Below are 16,034 nucleotides of genomic sequence, written 5' to 3'. Positions count from 1 at the left end.
GGGCCGGTCACCAGAACGGCTGGGTGCCGCTCCTTTCGTGGCTTCGGGAGCCGGCTGGTCCGGGATCGCTCCGGGCCGCCGGCTTCCGTGCCGTCCGGGCAAGCCGGTCACTTCCCGGCGACGAGGTCCTCGAGTGCGATGTTGAGTTCGAGGACGTTGACCTGCGGCTCACCGATGAAGCCCAGGGTGCGGCCCTGGGTGTGGTCCGCGACCAGCTTCTCCACGGCGGCGACGGACAGGCCGTTCCTCGCGGCGACCCGGTGCACCTGGAGTCCGGCGTACTGCGGGGAGATGGCCGGGTCCAGGCCGGAGCCGGACGAGGTGACGGCGTCGGCGGGGACGTCGGACGGCTGGACCGGGTAGCCGGCGACCGAGTTGTCCTCGACGACGGCGGCCTTGGCGGCGAGCACCCGGGCGCAGAGCGTGCCGTCCTCGGGTTCGGCCGGGCACCTGCCGTCGACCGCGCCGCTGTCGGCGGCCAGGTTGGTCGCGCCGGAGAGGATCAGCTCGTACCGCGTGTTGATGCTGTTGCCGCCGAGCCCGTCGGCCGGGCGGCCCTGGAACCACCTGAGGTCGGGCTCCGGTGTCTGCTGCCCCTTCTTCAGCGGCAGGTTGTACGGCTGTCCGATCAGGGACGAGCCGACGACCCTGCCGTCCGCCTCGATCTCGGAGCCGTTCGCCTTGTCGTGGAACAGCGCCTGGGCGATGCCGGTGACGACCAGCGGGTAGATGACTCCGGTCACGAGGGTCAGTACGAGCAGAGCCCGCAGGCCCGCTCCGAGCAACCGGGACGTGTTCACAAAGGAGTTGTTCATGTCCTTCACCCGATCCCGGGGATCAGAGAGACGAGCAGGTCGATGATCTTGATGCCGATGAACGGGGCGATCAGGCCGCCGATGCCGTAGATCCCGAGGTTGCGCCGCAGCATCCTGTCGGCGCTCATCGGCCTGTACCGCACGCCCTTCAGGGCCAGCGGCACCAGCGCGATGATGATCAGCGCGTTGAAGACGACCGCGGAGAGGATCGCGGAGTCGGGCGAGGACAGGTGCATGATGTTCAGCTTGTCCAGGCCCGGGTAGACCGCCGCGAACAGCGCCGGGATGATCGCGAAGTACTTGGCGACGTCGTTGGCGATGGAGAAGGTGGTCAGCGCGCCGCGGGTGATCAGGAGCTGCTTGCCGATCTCCACGATCTCGATGAGTTTGGTCGGGTCGGAGTCGAGGTCGACCATGTTGCCGGCCTCCTTGGCGGCCGACGTGCCGGTGTTCATGGCCACGCCGACGTCCGCCTGCGCGAGGGCCGGGGCGTCGTTGGTGCCGTCGCCGGTCATCGCGACCAGCTTGCCGCCCGCCTGCTCCCGCTTGATGAGGGCCATCTTGTCCTCGGGGGTGGCCTCGGCGAGGAAGTCGTCGACGCCCGCCTCCTCGGCGATGGCCCTGGCGGTCAGCGGGTTGTCACCCGTGATCATGACCGTCTTGATGCCCATGCGGCGCAGTTCCTCGAACCGCTCCCGCATGCCGTCCTTGACGACGTCCTTGAGGTGGATGACACCCAGGACACGGGCCCCCTCTGCGTCCTCGACCGCGACGAGCAGCGGGGTGCCGCCGCCCTCGGAGATCCGGTCGGCGACGGCGCCGGCGTCCGTGGCGACCGCGCCGCCCCGCTCCCGCACCCAGGCCATGACCGAGGCGGTGGCGCCCTTGCGGATCCGGCGGCCGTCGACGTCCACTCCCGACATCCGGGTCTGGGCGGTGAAGGCGGTCCACTCGGCGTGCGCCAGCTCGCCCTGGTGGCGTTCGCGCAGCCCGTACCTCTCCTTCGCCAGGACGACGACGGAGCGGCCCTCGGGCGTCTCGTCGGCGAGCGAGGAGAGCTGGGCGGCGTCGGCGACCTCGGCCTCGGTGGTGCCGCTCACCGGCACGAACGCGGCGGCCCGGCGGTTGCCGAGGGTGATGGTGCCGGTCTTGTCCAGCAGCAGCGTGGAGACGTCACCGGCGGCCTCGACCGCGCGGCCCGACATGGCCAGCACGTTGCGCTGCACCAGGCGGTCCATGCCCGCGATGCCGATCGCGGAGAGCAGGGCGCCGATGGTGGTCGGGATCAGGCAGACCAGCAGGGCCACCAGCACGACCATCGTCAGGTGCGTGCCCGCGTGGTCCGCGAGCGGCGGCAGCGTGGCACACGCCAGCAGGAAGACGATCGTCAGTGACGCGAGCAGGATGTTCAGCGCGATCTCGTTCGGCGTCTTCTGGCGGGCCGCGCCCTCGACCAGGTTGATCATCCGGTCGATGAAGGTCTCGCCGGGCCTCGTCGTGATCCTGACGACGATCCGGTCGGACAGCACCTTCGTCCCGCCGGTCACGGCCGACCGGTCGCCGCCGGACTCGCGGATCACCGGAGCGGACTCGCCGGTGATCGCGGACTCGTCCACGGACGCGACGCCCTCGACGACGTCGCCGTCGCCGGGGATGACGTCACCGGCCTCGCAGACCACCAGGTCGCCGATCGTCAGCTCGGTGCCGGGGACCCGCTCCTCGGTGCTCCCGGAGAGCCGGCGGGCGACGGTGTCGGTCTTGGCCCTGCGCAGGGTGTCCGCCTGGGCCTTGCCGCGGCCCTCGGCGACCGCCTCGGCCAGGTTGGCGAAGATCACGGTCAGCCACAGCCAGGCGCTGATCGTCCAGCCGAACCAGTCCGCCGGGTCCGTGAAGGAGAAGACGGTGGTGAGCACGGAGCCGATCCACACCACGAACATCACGGGCGACTTGACCGTCACCCGCGGGTCGAGCTTGCGGAAGGCGTCCGGCAGCGATCCGGCCAGCGCCTCCGGGGCGAAGAGTCCCGCTCCGACACGGCCCTCGGCGGGCTTGCGCCCGGTCGGCGCGTCCCGGTGGGGCACAAGGGTGGGAGTGGACATGGAGTCCTCTTGCTTCTCGGTGTCGGTGGTCATCACGCCAGCCCTTCCGCGAGCGGGCCGAGCGCGAGGGCCGGGAAGTACGTGAGACCGGTGATGATCAGGATCGCGCCGACCAGCAGGCCGGTGAACAGGGGTTTCTCGGTGCGCAGGGTGCCCGCGGTGACCGGTACCGGTTTCTGTCCGGCGAGCGAGCCGGCCAGCGCCAGGACGAAGACCATGGGCAGGAAGCGGCCGAGCAGCATCGCGAGCCCTGTCGTGGTGTTGAACCAGTCGGTGTTCGCGTTCAGGCCGGCGAAGGCCGAGCCGTTGTTGTTGGCGGCCGAGGTGAAGGCGTACAGGACCTCGGAGAACCCGTGCGCGCCGGAGTTGAGCATCGAGTGCGGCGGGGTCGGCAGCGCCGTGGAGGCCGCGGTGAAGACCAGGACCAGCGCCGGGGTGATGAGGATGTAGCAGGCGGCGAGCTTCATCTCGCGGCCGCCGATCTTCTTGCCGAGGTACTCGGGCGTGCGGCCGACCATCAGGCCGGCGATGAACACCGCGATGACCGCCATGATCAGGATGCCGTAGAGGCCGGAGCCGGTGCCGCCGGGCGCGATCTCGCCCAGCATCATGCTCAGCATGGTGATGCCGCCGCCCAGCCCGGTGAAGGAGGAGTGGAAGGAGTCCACCGCACCGGTCGAGGTGAGCGTGGTGGCCACCGCGAAGATCGAGGAGCCGCCGACGCCGAAGCGGACCTCCTTGCCCTCCATCGCGCCGCCCGCGGCCTGGAGGGCCGGGCCGTGGTGGGCGAACTCGGTCCACATCATCAGCGCGGTGAAACCGAGCCAGACGGTGACCATCGTGGCGAGGATCGCGTACCCCTGCCTCACGCTGCCGACCAGCACGCCGAAGGTGCGGGTCAGCGAGAACGGGATCACCAGGATCAGGAGGACCTCGAAGAGGTTCGTGAACGGCGTCGGGTTCTCGAACGGGTGGGCGGAGTTGGCGTTGAAGTAGCCGCCGCCGTTGGTGCCCAGCTCCTTGATGGCCTCCTGCGAGGCGACCGCGCCGCCGTTCCACTGCTGTGTGCCGCCCATGAACTGACCGACCTCGTGAATGCCGGAGAAGTTCTGGACGGCACCGCAGGCGACCAGGACGACCGCGCCGACGGCCGCGACCGGCACCAGGATCCGTACGGTGCCGCGCACCAGGTCGGACCAGAAGTTGCCCAGCTCGCCGGTGCGCGAGCGCGCGAAGCCCCTTACGAGGGCCACGGCGACGGCCATGCCGACGGCGGCCGAGACGAAGTTCTGCACGGCCAGACCGGCGGTCTGCACGACGTGCCCCATGGTCTGCTCGCCGTAGTACGACTGCCAGTTGGTGTTCGTCACGAACGACACGGCCGTGTTGAACGACTGCGCCGGGTCGACCGATGCGAAGCCGAGCGAGCCGGGCAGGACGCCCTGGAGCCGCTGGAGGAGGTAGAGGAAAAGGACACCGACCGCCGAGAAGGCCAGGATGCCGCGCAGATACGCGGGCCAGGTCATCTCGGCGTCGGGATCGGCACCGATGGCCTTGTAGATCCACTTCTCGACACGCAGGTGCTTCCCGGAGGAGTAGACCCGGGCCATGTGGTTGCCGAGGGGGATGTGGAGGAGCGCCAGCGCGCCTGTCAGGGCGAGCAGCTGGAGGACGGCCGCGAGTACGGGACCCATGTACGTCTCAGAACCTCTCCGGGAAGATCAGGGCGAGGACGAGATAGCCCAGCAGGGCGACGGCCACGACCAGGCCGACGATGTTCTCGGCGGTCACAGCTTCGTCACCGCCTTGGCGACGAGGGCCACCAGCGCGAAACCCGCGAGCACGGTGACGACGAAGGCCAGATCGGCCATCGTGAACTCCTGAAGAGGTTCGGCGGAACGGACGCTTCGAGGAAAACGCCCGTCCGGCCGGATGCGAGCGCCCGTTGACACCTCCCTTACGGCGGCCCGTACGGCCTTGACGGGACTCATACGCACCCGGCCGGGTCCGAGGGGCCGCCCGGCTGGGATCTAGGCTTCCTCCAGGAGGAGATTCGCTTCGTCTGCGCGGTCTGTTGAATCATGAAAGAAGCCCCGTTGAACTTCTGGTCGATCTATCAGCACGGCTTCGCGCGCATCGCCGCGTGCACGGGCCACACCGTCATCGCCGACCCGCACGCCAACGCCGAAGCGGTCCTGCGCCAGGCGCGCCGGTGCGCGGACGAGGGTGTCGCCGTCGCCGTCTTCCCCGAGCTGGGCCTGTGCGGCTACTCGATCGAGGACCTGCTGCTTCAGGACGCGCTGCTCGACCAGGTCGAGGCCGCGCTGCGGACGGTCGTGGCCGGCTCGGCGGACCTGCTGCCGGTGCTGGTCGTCGGCGCCCCGCTGCGCCACCGCCACCGGATCTACAACTGCGCGGTGCTCGTGCACCGGGGCCGCGTCCTCGGGGTCGTCCCCAAGTCGTACCCGCCGACCTACCGGGAGTTCTACGAGCGCCGGCAGATCGCCGACGGCCACGACGAGCGGGGCGGGACCATCCGGGTCGCCGGCGCGGAGGTGCCGTTCGGGGTGGATCTGCTGTTCGCGGCCGAGGACGTGCCCGGACTCGTGATGCACACCGAGATCTGCGAGGACATGTGGGTGCCGGTGCCGCCGAGCGCGGAGGCCGCCCTCGCCGGGGCGACCGTGCTGGTCAACCTCTCGGGCAGCCCGATCACGGTCGGCCGGGCCGAGGACCGCAAGCTGCTGTGCCGCTCGGCGTCCTCCCGCTGCCTGGCCGCGTACGTCTACGCGGCGGCCGGACTGGGCGAGTCCACCACCGACCTGTCCTGGGACGGGCAGACCATGATCTACGAGAACGGGGTGCTGCTGTCCGAGACCGGCCGCTTCCCGCTCGGCGAGCAGTACGCGGTGGCCGACGTCGATCTCGACCTGCTGCGGCAGGAACGGCACCGGATGGGCACCTTCGACGACAACCGCCGGGCGCACGGGGCGCGGACCGGTGACTTCCGCACGGTCTCCTTCGAGCTGGACCCGCCGCTCACCGACCTCGGGCTGCGGCGGCGCGTCGAGCGGTTCCCGTTCGTGCCCGCCGACGCCGAGCGGCTCGCCCTGGACTGCTACGAGGCCTACAACATCCAGGTCGCCGGGCTCCAGCAGCGGCTGGCGGCGATCGGCGGCCCCAAGGTCGTCATCGGCGTGTCCGGCGGCCTCGACTCCACGCACGCGCTGATCGTCGCCGCCCGGGCGATGGACCGCGCGGGCCGGCCGCGCGGCGACATCCTGGCCTTCACCCTGCCCGGCTTCGCCACCAGCGACCACACCAAGGACAACGCCCACAAGCTGATGCGCGCGCTCGGCGTCACCGCCGCCGAGCTGGACATCACGCCGACCGCACGGCTGATGCTCAAGGAGATCGGCCACCCGTTCGCCGCCGGCGAGCCGGTCTACGACGTCACCTTCGAGAACGTGCAGGCCGGCCTGCGCACCGACTACCTGTTCCGGCTGGCCAACCAGCGCGGCGGCATCGTCCTCGGCACCGGCGACCTCTCCGAGCTGGCGCTCGGCTGGTGCACGTACGGCGTCGGCGACCAGATGAGCCACTACAACGTCAACTCCGGCGTGCCGAAGACGCTGATCCAGCATCTGATCCGCTGGGTCGTCAGCAGCGAGCAGTTCGACGACGAGACCGGCAAGATCCTCGCCGCGATCCTGGACACCGAGATCAGCCCGGAGCTGGTGCCGGGCGAGGAGATGCAGTCCACCGAGTCGAAGATCGGCCCGTACGCGCTGCACGACTTCACCCTCTTCCAGGTGCTGCGCTACGGTTTCCGCCCCTCGAAGATCGCCTTCCTGGCCTGGCACGCCTGGCACGACCGGGAGGCCGGCGCCTGGCCGCCCGGCTTCCCCGAGGCCGAGCGGGGCTCGTACGACCTCGCCGAGATCCGGCACTGGCTGGAGGTGTTCTGCCGCCGCTTCTTCGCGTTCTCGCAGTTCAAGCGCTCGGCCATGCCGAACGGCCCCAAGGTCTCGGCCGGCGGCTCCCTCTCCCCGCGCGGCGACTGGCGCGCCCCCTCCGACGGCAACGCCGAGGCGTGGCTGCGGGACCTCGACCGCTTCGACTGGCCGGAGAAGGAGGCGTAGGCGCGGCCCCCGGCCGGTCCCGCGCGCACGGCGTCCCCACCTGCGGCCGGGTCAGTTGTTCCAGGTCTCGTCGTACGGGTCGGACGGCACCGGGACCGGCCGGACCGAGGTGACCTCCAGGTACGGGACCGGGCCGTCGTTGACCGGGTCGCGGGCCAGCCGGGGCGTGTACCTGCCCGTCACCTCCAGCCAGGCGTCCGGCCGCAGGACCGGCGGCAGCTTCCCGGTCAGCGCGATCTTCACCGGCTGGGCGTCCGCGGCACAGCAGTTGAGGGCCATGCGCACCAGGTAGGGGGCGCCCGAGTGGTCCAGGGCGAGGAAGCCCGTGACCCGGACGGGCCGGCCGTGCAGGGAACGGCCGTGGCCGTAGGCCGCGCGGGAGGCGTAGTCGACGACGGAGAGCGGGACCGGGTCGCCGACGGGCAACGAGCCGTAGCCGTAGGGCTTCTGGAGGGCCGTGCCGGAGCGCAGGGCGCTGTACGAGCCGAGGGCCGGCGGGGCGATCAGGATGAGGGCGAGCAGCGGCAGCAGCAGGAGCCAGGCGATGCGGGGTTCGGGGTGCGTGTGCCCCTTCGGGCCGCCCTGCCGTCCGCGCCGGCGTTCGTACCACGCCGTCGCCAGGGCCGTCGCGATCAGTACCGCGCCCGAGACCAGCAGCATCGGGCGCAGGCCCGCCTTCACGTAGCGCAGCGCCAGATCGGTGGCACCCGCGTGCAACAGGACGGCGCCGAGCAGGAACAGGACGGCCGCCTGGGCCTGACGGTTCACAGCAGCACCGCCCCGGTGAGCACGGCGCCCGTGACGGCCAGCGCGAGGGTGGCGGGCGCGAACCGGAGCGCGAAGCCGCGGCCGAAGGTGCCGGCCTGCATCGCGAACAGCTTGAGGTCGATCATCGGGCCCACCACCAGGAACACCAGCTTGGCCGTCGGAGAGAACTGGGTGAGGGAGGCCGCGACGAACGCGTCCGCCTCCGAGCAGATGGACAGCACGACGGCCAGCACGGCGAGGGCGAGCACCGAGACCACGGGGATGCCCGCCGCCGTGCCCAGCCAGCCCGCCGGGACCAGCGCCTTCAGCGTGGCGGCGGCCGTCGCGCCGAGCACCAGGAAGCCACCGGCGTGCATGACATCGTGCCGGACCGAGTCCCAGAACGCCTCCCCCTTGGTGGCGCCCTCGTGTGCGCCGTGCGCCGGAGGGCGCAGCCAGTCCGTGCGGCCCAGCCGCTGCCACAGCCAGCCCATCGCACAGGCCACCAGCAGGCTCGCCAGGAACCGGCCCAGGACCATCTCCGGGTGCCCGGGGAAGGCGACGGCGGTGGCGGTCAGCACGATCGGGTTGATCGCGGGCGCGGAGAGGAGGAAGGCGAGGGCGGCGGCCGGCGGCACACCCCTGCGGACCAGCGCGCCCGCCACCGGAACCGACGCGCACTCGCAGCCCGGCAGCACCGCGCCCGCGACCCCCGCCACCGGCACGGCCAGGGCGGGCCGGCGCGGCAGGGCGCGCGCGAAGAACGACGCCGGGACGAACACCGCGATCGCCGCCGACAGCAGCACGCCGAGCACCAGGAAGGGCAGCGCCTGCACGGTCACCGCCACGAACACCGTCATCCAGGTCTGCATCGCCGGAGCGCCGAGGAACCCGCGGATCGGGGACTGGGCGAGCACCGCGAGCAGCAGGGTGAGCGTCAGCACCAGCGGGGAGCTGAGCCGCCGTCCCGCACGGCCGGGCGGCTGCCCGGGAGGTCGTAGGTCGGCGCCCGGCGGGGCGTCTTCGGTGATGGCCACGGCTGGTTACCTCCGGCTGCTGCTCTGCCTCCCCTTCCGTACGCGGGCCCCGGCACGGACGTTCAGCCACCGCTGGAACCGGGGATCTTCTTGGGCCACTCTTTTCCCTTGTGGCGAGCGTTCCGTATCAAGGGGGGCCAGGAGCCCCGCAGGCGCACATGGTGGTGTGCGGTGACGACGGGCTCGCGCACCGGCTGGCCGCCGAGCTGCGCGGGGTCTACGGCGAACGGGTCACCCTCGTCGTACCGCCGAACGGCCGCACCGCCCGGCCCCCCGCGGTCGGCCGGGCCCGGTCCGCGTCGGCGGCGCTGTTCGACCGCGTGGTCAGCGCCGCGGTGGGCTCCGTCGGCAGGACCGGCGCGACCGGGCAGCCCTCCGGGGCGGCCACCGGTCAACCCGCGGACGGCGAGGGGGTCTTCGAGGCCGGCGAGCCGACCGAGGAGGTGCTCGCCGAGGCCGGGGTGGCCCGGGCCGCCGCACTGGCCCTCGTGTACGACGACGACGAGACCAACATCCGGGCCGCGTTGACCGCCCGCCGGCTCAACCCCCGGCTGCGGCTCGTCCTCCGGCTCTACAACCGGCGGCTGGGCCAGCACATCGAGGAACTCCTCGACCAGGCCGCCGCGCTGGCCGCCGGGGACGAGGAGGACGGACCCGGCACCGGCAGCGAGACCTCCACGACCGTGCTGTCCGACGCCGACACCGCCGCGCCCGCGCTGGCCGCCACCGCGGTCGCCGGCACCAGCAAGGTCGTCCAGGCCGAGGGGCTGCTGCTGCGGGCCGTGGAACGTCCGCTGTCCGCGGACGGGCCCGGCACCGGCGGGCTGTACACCCTCGCCCTGCTGTCGGGCGGCGACCCGGACGGCGGCGGGGAACAGCAGCCGCGGCTGCTCCCCGACGACGAGGAGGTACGCCAGGCCGCCGGACGGCACGCCGTGGTGCTGGAACAGGTCTCCTCCGCGGCCGGCCCGGAGTCCGCCGCGCCCGGCCGCCGGATGACCGGTGTCATGCCGCTCGCCTCCCTCTTCTCCCGGCGGCTGCGCTGGTCCGTGGCCGGTCTGGCCGGCTGCGTGGTCGCCCTCGCCGTCGCCCTGTGGCTGGTGACCGGCATCCATCCGCTGCGCGCCTTCTACGTCACCCTCCTCGACCTGTTCGCGATCGACGACCCTGCCCTCGGGGCGCCCCTCGGCCGGCAGCTCCTGCAACTCCTCTCCGCGCTCCTCGGGTTGCTGCTTCTGCCGGTGCTGCTGGCCGCCGCGCTGGAGGCGTACGGCACCTTCCGCACCGCCTCCGCCCTGCGCAGACCGCCGCGCGGTCTGAGCGGACACGTGGTCCTGCTCGGGCTCGGCAAGATCGGCACCCGGGTGCTGACCCGGCTGCGGGAGCTGAACATCCCCGTGGTGTGCGTCGAGTCCGACCCGGACGCCCGCGGACTCGCCACCGCCCGCCGGCTGCGGGTGCCGGTGGTGCTCGGGGACGTCACCGAGGAAGGCGTCCTGGAGGCCGCCCAGATCCGCCGGGCCCAGACGCTGCTCGCGGTGACCAGCGCGGACACCACCAATCTGGAGGCCGTGCTGTACGCGCGGACCGTCCGGCCCGATCTGCGGGTGGTGCTGCGGCTGTACGACGACGACTTCGCCACCGCCGTGTACCGCACCCTCCGGGCCGCCTACCCGCAGGCGCTGACCCGGAGCCGGAGCGTCACCCATCTGGCCGCCCCCGCGTTCGCCGGGGCGATGCTGGGACGGCAGGTGCTGGGGGCTGTCGCCGTGGAGCGGAGGGTGTTGCTGTTCGCCGCGGTCGACGTGGACGGGCACGCCCAGTTGGAGGGGCGGGCCGTGGGGGAGGCGTTCCGGGCCGGGGCCTGGCGGGTGCTGGCGTTGCTGGGGCGGGCCGACACTCCTTCCGGGCATGTGCTGGAGAAGGGGGACCGGGTGGTGGTTGCCGCCACTCGGAGGGGCCTCGCGGAGTTGCGGTGAGCCCCCAGGAGGCTCCGCCCCCCGGCCCCCCGCCCCGCCCACCCACCCACCCACCCGACTCGGTCCGCCGAGAGGACACCCCGAAAACCACCCCACCCGGCCGCCCGGGCAGAGGCCCCCGAAGCACCGCCCGGCTCGGTCGGCCGTCCGAACCACCTCGCACGGTCCGCCCCACCGAACCACCCCGCACGGTCGGCCGGGGAGGTGGCTCGGTGGGGCCGCGTGGGTCGGGGCGGCCGAGGGGTGGTCCGGAGGGTCGCCCCGCTCGGTCGGCCGGGAAGGGGCCCGGGAGGCCGCCCGGCTCGGCCCCCCGGGAAGGTGTCTAGGGAGCCAGGTGGCGGTTTGCGAATTCCATTTCCAGGCGGACCTGCTTGATGCGCTCTTCCACGACCAGTGAGCCGTGGCCCGCGTCGTACCGGTAGACCTCGTGGACCGCGCCGCGGGCCTGGAGTCTCTTGACGTAGTTGTCGATCTGGCGGATCGGGCAGCGCGGGTCGTTGACGCCCGCCGAGATGTAGACCGGGGCCTTGACCCGGTCGACGTACGTCAGCGGGGAGGACGCCTCGAAGCGCTCCGGGACCTCCTCCGGGGTGCCGCCCAGCAGGGTGCGGTCCATGGCCTTCAGGGCCTCCATCTCGTCGTGGTACGCGGTGACGTAGTCCGCGACCGGCACCACCGCGATGCCCAGCGCCCAGGCGTCCGGCTGGGTGCCGAGGCCGAGCAGGGTGAGGTACCCGCCCCAGGAGGCGCCGGTGAGCACCAGGCGTGCGGGGTCGGCGAGCCCGGAGGAGACCGCCCAGTCGCGCACCGCGGCCACGTCCTCCAGCTCGATCAGGCCGACCCGGTGCTTGAGGGCGTCGGTCCAGGCGCGGCCGTAGCCGGTGGAGCCGCGGTAGTTGATGCGGACCACCGCGTACCCCTGGTCGACCCAGGCGGACGGGCCCGCCGCGAAGGAGTCGCTGTCGTGCCAGGTGGGGCCGCCGTGCAGGTCGAACACCGTGGGCAGGGGGCCCGTGACGCCGGCCGGCTTCTGGACCAGCGCGTGGATGCGGCCGCCGGGGCCCTCCACCCAGACGTCCTCCACCGGCACCGACGGCGGGCACGCCATGCCGGGAGGATCAAGGACCACTCCACCGGCCGTGGAACGCACCGCCGGGGGCTCGGCGGCCGACGACCACAGGTACTCCACGCTGCCGTCGGGGCGGGCCGTGGCGCCGGAGACCGTGCCGGGCGGGGTGGGGATGCGGGTCAGCTCACGGGTCGCCAGGTCGTACCGGAACAGCTCGCTGCGGGCCTCGAAGCCGTGGACGACGAGCAGGGCCGAGCCGTCCGGATACCACTCGGCGCCGACGTCACCCGGCAGGTCCAGGGCCAGATCCGTCTCCCCGCCCGTCGCCACGTCCCACACGAGCGGCTCCCAGCGGCCGCGGCGCTGGTGGCCGATGAGCAGGCGGGTGTCGCCGTCGACCGGGGCGAAGCCCAGCACCTCCAGGCCCAGCTCCTCGGTGCCGCCCTTGGTGTCGTCCAGCTCGGCGACCGTCGTGCCGTCCGGGCGGAGTACGCGCAGGGCCGCATGCATGGCGTCGCCGTGCTCCGTGTGCTCGACGGCGATCAGGGAGCCGTCGTGCGAGAGGTCGCCGACGTCCGCCGACTCGCGGTGCCGGTAGATCTCCGCCGGTTCCGCGCCCGCACACGCCAGGTGGATGGTCGTGCCGTCCTCGTCCGTGGAGCGGCCGACCACCGCCGTACGGCCGTCGCGGGACAGGGCGAGGCCGGCCGGGTAGGAGGGGTCGAGACCGGGCACGGCCGGTTCGTCCGGGCCGCCCGTGAAGGGCTGGCGGCGCCAGATGCCGAACTCGTCGCCGTCCTTGTCGTCGAACCACCAGATCCACGCGCCGTCCGGGGAGAGCACGCCGTCCGTCGTGCCGTTCGGCCGGTCCGTCGCCTGCCACTGCCTGCCCGTCGCGCGGTCCCAGGCGTACAGCTCGTACGTCCCCGTCGCGTTCGACACGAACAGGGAGCGGTCCGGTGCGTCCTTCGCCCAGTCCGGCAGCGAGACCCGCGGCGCCCGGAAGCGCTTCTCCCAGTCCGGCATGTCCGGTGTGTCCGGCGTCCTGCTCTCACTCCTGGCCCCAGTCATGCGCCCATATTGCCTGGTCGCGCCCATAATTTGGTGGCGGGTGCGCGCAGCCTGTGGATAACTTCCGGCCCATGAACCATTCCGCCACTTCTCCGTCCGCGCCCGCCGGCTCCCCCGCCTCCGTTCCCGAGAACTGGCGCGAGGACAACCGGGCCATGTGGGACGAACGGGTGCCCGCCCATGTCGCCGGCTCCTTCTACGACCTCGACGGCTTCCGCACCCGCCGGGACGACCTGCGGGACTTCGAGACGGCGGAGGCCGGCGACGTCACCGGCAAGACGCTCCTGCACCTCCAGTGCCACATCGGCACGGACACCCTCTCGTGGCTCCACCACGGCGCCGCCCGCGTCGTCGGCCTGGACTTCTCGGCACCCGCCGTGGAGGCGGCCCGCGCCCTGGCGGCCGACCTCGGCCACGGCCCCGAGCGGGCGGCCTTCGTCACCGGCGACGTGTACGACGCGGCCGAGGCCGTGCCCGACCCGTCGTACGACATCGTCTACACCGGGCTCGGCGCCCTGTGCTGGCTGCCGGACATCCGGCGCTGGGCCGAGACGGCCGCCTCCCTCGTCAAGCCCGGCGGCTTCCTGTACCTCGCCGAGTTCCACCCGCTCACCGATGCCCTGGACGACGAGACCGGCACCCGGATCGTGCGCGACTACTTCTCCCGGGACGCGCAGGTGTGGAACGAACCGGGCACCTACGCCGACCAGAACGCCGTCACCCGCAACAACCGCAGCGTGGAGTGGCAGCACCCCCTCGGGGACGTCGTCTCCGCGCTCGCCGCGGCCGGACTGCGCATCGAGTTCCTCCATGAGCACGACGTGTCGCTCTTCCCGCGCTTCGCGAACTTCGAGGTGCGCGACGGCTACCACCGCTTCCCGGCGGACCATCCGCGCATCCCGCTGATCTACTCGCTGAAGGCGACGAAGGGCTGACCCGCGGCCGGACCACCGGGGCGGGCGCCGTACCGTGGAGGGCGTGTACCGCTTTCTGCTGACACCCCGCTGGTGGGGCATCAACGTCTTCGTGCTGCTCGCCATCCCGTTCTGCGTCTTCATGGGGTCGTGGCAGCTGAGCCGGTTCGAGGGCCGGGTTCAGGACCATCGCGCCGCGAGCGAGCAGGCCGCGTCCGGCCGGGACGAGGCCGCGCGCCCGCTGGCGACGATGCTGCCCGTCGACAAGGGCACGTCGGGGCGGCGGGTCACCGCGAGCGGGCGGTACGGCGAGCAGTTGCTGGTCCCCGGGCGGGAGCTGGACGGCAAGCGCGGCTTCTACGTCCTCACCCTGCTGCGCACGGACTCCGGCAAGGCGCTGCCCGTGGTGCGGGGCTGGCTGCCGGGTACGGCGGACGCCGGCAGGGCTCCCGCCGCGCCGGCCGGCGAGGTCACCGTCACCGGTGCGCTGCAGGCGTCCGAGACGCCGGGCGACAACGGGGTCAGCGCGCAGGGCGGGCTGCCCGCCGGGCAGACGGCGGCGATCAGTTCGGCGTCGCTGGTGAACCTGGTGCCGTACCGGCTGTACGACGCGTGGGTGACGCTGGACGAGGCCGACGCCGGGATGAAGGCCGTGCCCGCGAGCGCGCCGGACGGTACGGGACTGGATCTGAAGGCGTTCCAGAACCTCGGATACACCGGGGAGTGGTTCGTGTTCGCGGGGTTCGTGGTGTTCATGTGGTTCCGGCTGCTGCGGCGCGAGGTGGAGTTCCAGCGGGACGCGGCGCTGGGCCTGGTGCCCGAGAACCCGGAACGGACGCCGGTACCCAGCGGCTGACCGGCACCGTCAGGCGGCCCCCCGCGGGGCTCGGTCCGGTGGTGTGCGGGTTCGCTTCGCCACGCGGGCGGGACCTGCCCCGAGGGACGACCGCGGTCGGCCGTGCCCCTCGCGGAGCGCTACGCCCCGGCTATCACTCCGGTGTAGTAGACCGTTCCCGCGCAGGCCCCGGGTACCGTCGCCGTGGCCGTCGGGGCGCCGCCCTGGGCCGTGTGGCTGACCACGATGCTGCCGTCGGCCGTGCCGTCCTCGGTGGCCAGCTGGGTCGTGGCGCCCTCGGCGCCGGTGGTGTCGGTCGTACCGCCGGAGTCGCCCGGGTCCTGGGTCGGCGTCGGGTCCGGCGAAGGGGCGCCCGTCTCGGAGCCGCTCGTGCTGCCGCCGCCGGTGGTGGGACAGGTCTCCGAGGGCACGAAGGCGAACCGCTCCTCGTACGCCGCGCCCGGCTGGAGGACCAGCGACGAGACCTCGAGGGACGGGTCGGGCAGGGTGGTCGCCGCGTCCCCGGCCACGTGCCGGACGGCGGTGATCTTGGACTGGTCGGCGGCGCCCTGGGCGGTGGGCGTGATGGTGCCCGGGCCGGCGACCGTGCAGGCCGCCTCGGAGACGTTGCCGACGCGGAAGCTGCCGTAGACGACTCCCGCGGAGTCGGGGGCGTTCACGGTGCCGGTGGCGGAGCCCAGCTGGATCGCCGTGCACAGCGGAGCGCCCGTGGTCAGGGTGGCGGAGGGGTCGACGCTGCCGGGGGCGGTGCCGGCGTGGCTGCCCTTGTCGTCCTTCTCGTCGGGCTTGCCGGGCTCCCTGCCGGGCTTGACCGTCGTGCCGCCGGGGTCCTTCGGGGTGCCCTTGTCGGTGTCCTTGCCGCCCTCGCTCTGGCCGGTGCCGCCCTGGGCCTGGGAGGACTGGCCGGCCATGGCGGTGTTGGGGTCGGAGCCGCCGGCCTGGGAGACGTGGACGAGGGCGGGGACAGCGGTGCCGATGAACAGGGCCGCCGCGGCCATGCCGACCACCGCCTGCCGCTTGCGGGCGCGGCGCGCGGGAACGGCCCGGCGCAGGTGCTCCAGCGTGCCGGAGCGCGGTTCGATGCCGTCGACCGCCGAGTGCAGCAGGCCGCGCAGATCCAGCTCGTCCGAGGCGAGCCCGCCGAGCCCGTCGAGCCCGCCGGACCCGTCGCTGACCGGGCCGGGCCTCTCGGGGCCCTTGTCGTCGGGGCCGTGGTTCACAGTTCCGTTCCCAGCGTGCGATTGCGTGTGCTCTTGCGCGTGACGCCCCGTCGGCTCGTGCCGGACGCGGGCCTCGTGAGGTACT

General features: G+C 72.8%; 13 protein-coding genes. 4 read left to right on the top strand and 9 right to left on the bottom strand.

Going from position 1 to position 16,034, the window contains the following annotated elements; genetic code table 11:
* Positions 1 to 107: 107 nt before the first annotated feature.
* The 5 genes from JK361_RS20690 to JK361_RS20670 are packed head-to-tail and all read right to left on the bottom strand — an operon-like array spanning position 108 to position 4,905.
* Positions 108 to 815: a potassium-transporting ATPase subunit C gene (locus JK361_RS20690; RefSeq protein ID WP_201820493.1), complete on the bottom strand. Its 708-nt coding sequence runs from the start codon at positions 813 to 815 to the stop codon at positions 108 to 110.
* A 5-nt stretch (positions 816 to 820) separates the two neighbouring features.
* Positions 821 to 2,947 carry a potassium-transporting ATPase subunit KdpB gene (gene kdpB / locus JK361_RS20685; protein ID WP_201820491.1) on the bottom strand — a complete coding sequence of 709 codons (2,127 nt, stop codon included), beginning with the start codon at positions 2,945 to 2,947 and terminating at the stop codon, positions 821 to 823.
* Entirely contained in the window at positions 2,947 to 4,608 is a 1,662-nt protein-coding gene (gene kdpA, locus JK361_RS20680; RefSeq protein ID WP_201820490.1) for a potassium-transporting ATPase subunit KdpA, read from the bottom strand. The genes kdpB and kdpA overlap by 1 nt, the downstream gene beginning before the upstream one ends.
* Before the next feature lie 7 nt (positions 4,609 to 4,615).
* A complete protein-coding gene (kdpF, locus tag JK361_RS20675) occupies positions 4,616 to 4,705 on the bottom strand; it encodes a K(+)-transporting ATPase subunit F (RefSeq protein WP_016434100.1) in 90 nt (29 codons plus the stop codon).
* Positions 4,702 to 4,905 (bottom strand): hypothetical protein, encoded by a 204-nt coding sequence (locus JK361_RS20670; protein WP_201820794.1) that lies wholly within the window; start codon positions 4,903 to 4,905, stop codon positions 4,702 to 4,704. Before JK361_RS20670 ends, kdpF begins: the two co-directional genes overlap by 4 nt.
* A gap of 90 nt (positions 4,906 to 4,995) precedes the next feature.
* Here JK361_RS20670 and JK361_RS20665 point away from each other — a divergent pair, with 90 nt between their 5' ends.
* Positions 4,996 to 7,056 carry an NAD(+) synthase gene (locus JK361_RS20665; protein WP_201820488.1) on the top strand — a complete coding sequence of 687 codons (2,061 nt, stop codon included), beginning with the start codon at positions 4,996 to 4,998 and terminating at the stop codon, positions 7,054 to 7,056.
* A gap of 51 nt (positions 7,057 to 7,107) precedes the next feature.
* Here the strand turns inward: JK361_RS20665 and JK361_RS20660 are convergent, their stop codons facing one another.
* Complete coding sequence (locus JK361_RS20660) at positions 7,108 to 7,824, bottom strand: TIGR03943 family putative permease subunit (protein WP_201820486.1); 717 nt, start codon at positions 7,822 to 7,824, stop codon at positions 7,108 to 7,110.
* The gene (locus JK361_RS20655) at positions 7,821 to 8,840 is read right to left on the bottom strand and encodes a permease (RefSeq protein WP_201820483.1); all 1,020 of its coding nucleotides are present in this window, start codon (positions 8,838 to 8,840) and stop codon (positions 7,821 to 7,823) included. Before JK361_RS20655 ends, JK361_RS20660 begins: the two co-directional genes overlap by 4 nt.
* Before the next feature lie 158 nt (positions 8,841 to 8,998).
* On the opposite strand from JK361_RS20655, the gene JK361_RS20650 reads away from it, so the two are divergent.
* Positions 8,999 to 10,819 carry a potassium channel family protein gene (locus JK361_RS20650; protein WP_201820480.1) on the top strand — a complete coding sequence of 607 codons (1,821 nt, stop codon included), beginning with the start codon at positions 8,999 to 9,001 and terminating at the stop codon, positions 10,817 to 10,819.
* Between the two features lie 322 nt (positions 10,820 to 11,141).
* Here the strand turns inward: JK361_RS20650 and JK361_RS20645 are convergent, their stop codons facing one another.
* On the bottom strand, positions 11,142 to 12,959 hold the full coding sequence (locus JK361_RS20645; RefSeq protein WP_372448725.1) for a S9 family peptidase: 1,818 nt from the start codon (positions 12,957 to 12,959) through the stop codon (positions 11,142 to 11,144).
* A 155-nt stretch (positions 12,960 to 13,114) separates the two neighbouring features.
* Here JK361_RS20645 and JK361_RS20640 point away from each other — a divergent pair, with 155 nt between their 5' ends.
* Positions 13,115 to 13,894, top strand: coding sequence for a class I SAM-dependent methyltransferase (locus tag JK361_RS20640; protein WP_201820750.1), 780 nt, complete (start codon positions 13,115 to 13,117; stop codon positions 13,892 to 13,894).
* Between the two features lie 43 nt (positions 13,895 to 13,937).
* The gene (locus JK361_RS20635; RefSeq protein WP_201820477.1) at positions 13,938 to 14,729 is read left to right on the top strand and encodes an SURF1 family protein; all 792 of its coding nucleotides are present in this window, start codon (positions 13,938 to 13,940) and stop codon (positions 14,727 to 14,729) included.
* A gap of 119 nt (positions 14,730 to 14,848) precedes the next feature.
* Here the strand turns inward: JK361_RS20635 and JK361_RS20630 are convergent, their stop codons facing one another.
* A complete protein-coding gene (locus JK361_RS20630; RefSeq protein ID WP_201820475.1) occupies positions 14,849 to 15,949 on the bottom strand; it encodes a hypothetical protein in 1,101 nt (366 codons plus the stop codon).
* Positions 15,950 to 16,034: the final 85 nt, after the last annotated feature.

It is taken from the genome of Streptomyces musisoli (genome assembly GCF_016741855.1).
GTDB classification, from domain to species: Bacteria; Actinomycetota; Actinomycetes; order Streptomycetales; family Streptomycetaceae; genus Streptomyces; species Streptomyces musisoli.
The sequence above is the reverse complement of the archived record's forward strand: the minus strand, read 5'-3'. Positions and strand labels throughout refer to the sequence as shown.

Bases quoted from the DNA above. Each gene is read 5' to 3' on its own strand.
- JK361_RS20690 (WP_201820493.1), bottom strand. From the start codon at position 815: ATGAACAACTCCTTTGTGAACACGTCCCGGTTGCTCGGAGCGGGCCTG.
- kdpB (WP_201820491.1), bottom strand. From the start codon at position 2,947: ATGACCACCGACACCGAGAAGCAAGAGGACTCCATGTCCACTCCCACC.
- kdpA (WP_201820490.1), bottom strand. From the start codon at position 4,608: ATGGGTCCCGTACTCGCGGCCGTCCTCCAGCTGCTCGCCCTGACAGGC.
- JK361_RS20670 (WP_201820794.1), bottom strand. From the start codon at position 4,905: ATGAGTCCCGTCAAGGCCGTACGGGCCGCCGTAAGGGAGGTGTCAACG.
- JK361_RS20665 (WP_201820488.1), top strand. From the start codon at position 4,996: ATGAAAGAAGCCCCGTTGAACTTCTGGTCGATCTATCAGCACGGCTTC.
- JK361_RS20650 (WP_201820480.1), top strand. From the start codon at position 8,999: ATGGTGGTGTGCGGTGACGACGGGCTCGCGCACCGGCTGGCCGCCGAG.
- JK361_RS20645 (WP_372448725.1), bottom strand. From the start codon at position 12,959: ATGACTGGGGCCAGGAGTGAGAGCAGGACGCCGGACACACCGGACATG.
- JK361_RS20640 (WP_201820750.1), top strand. From the start codon at position 13,115: ATGTGGGACGAACGGGTGCCCGCCCATGTCGCCGGCTCCTTCTACGAC.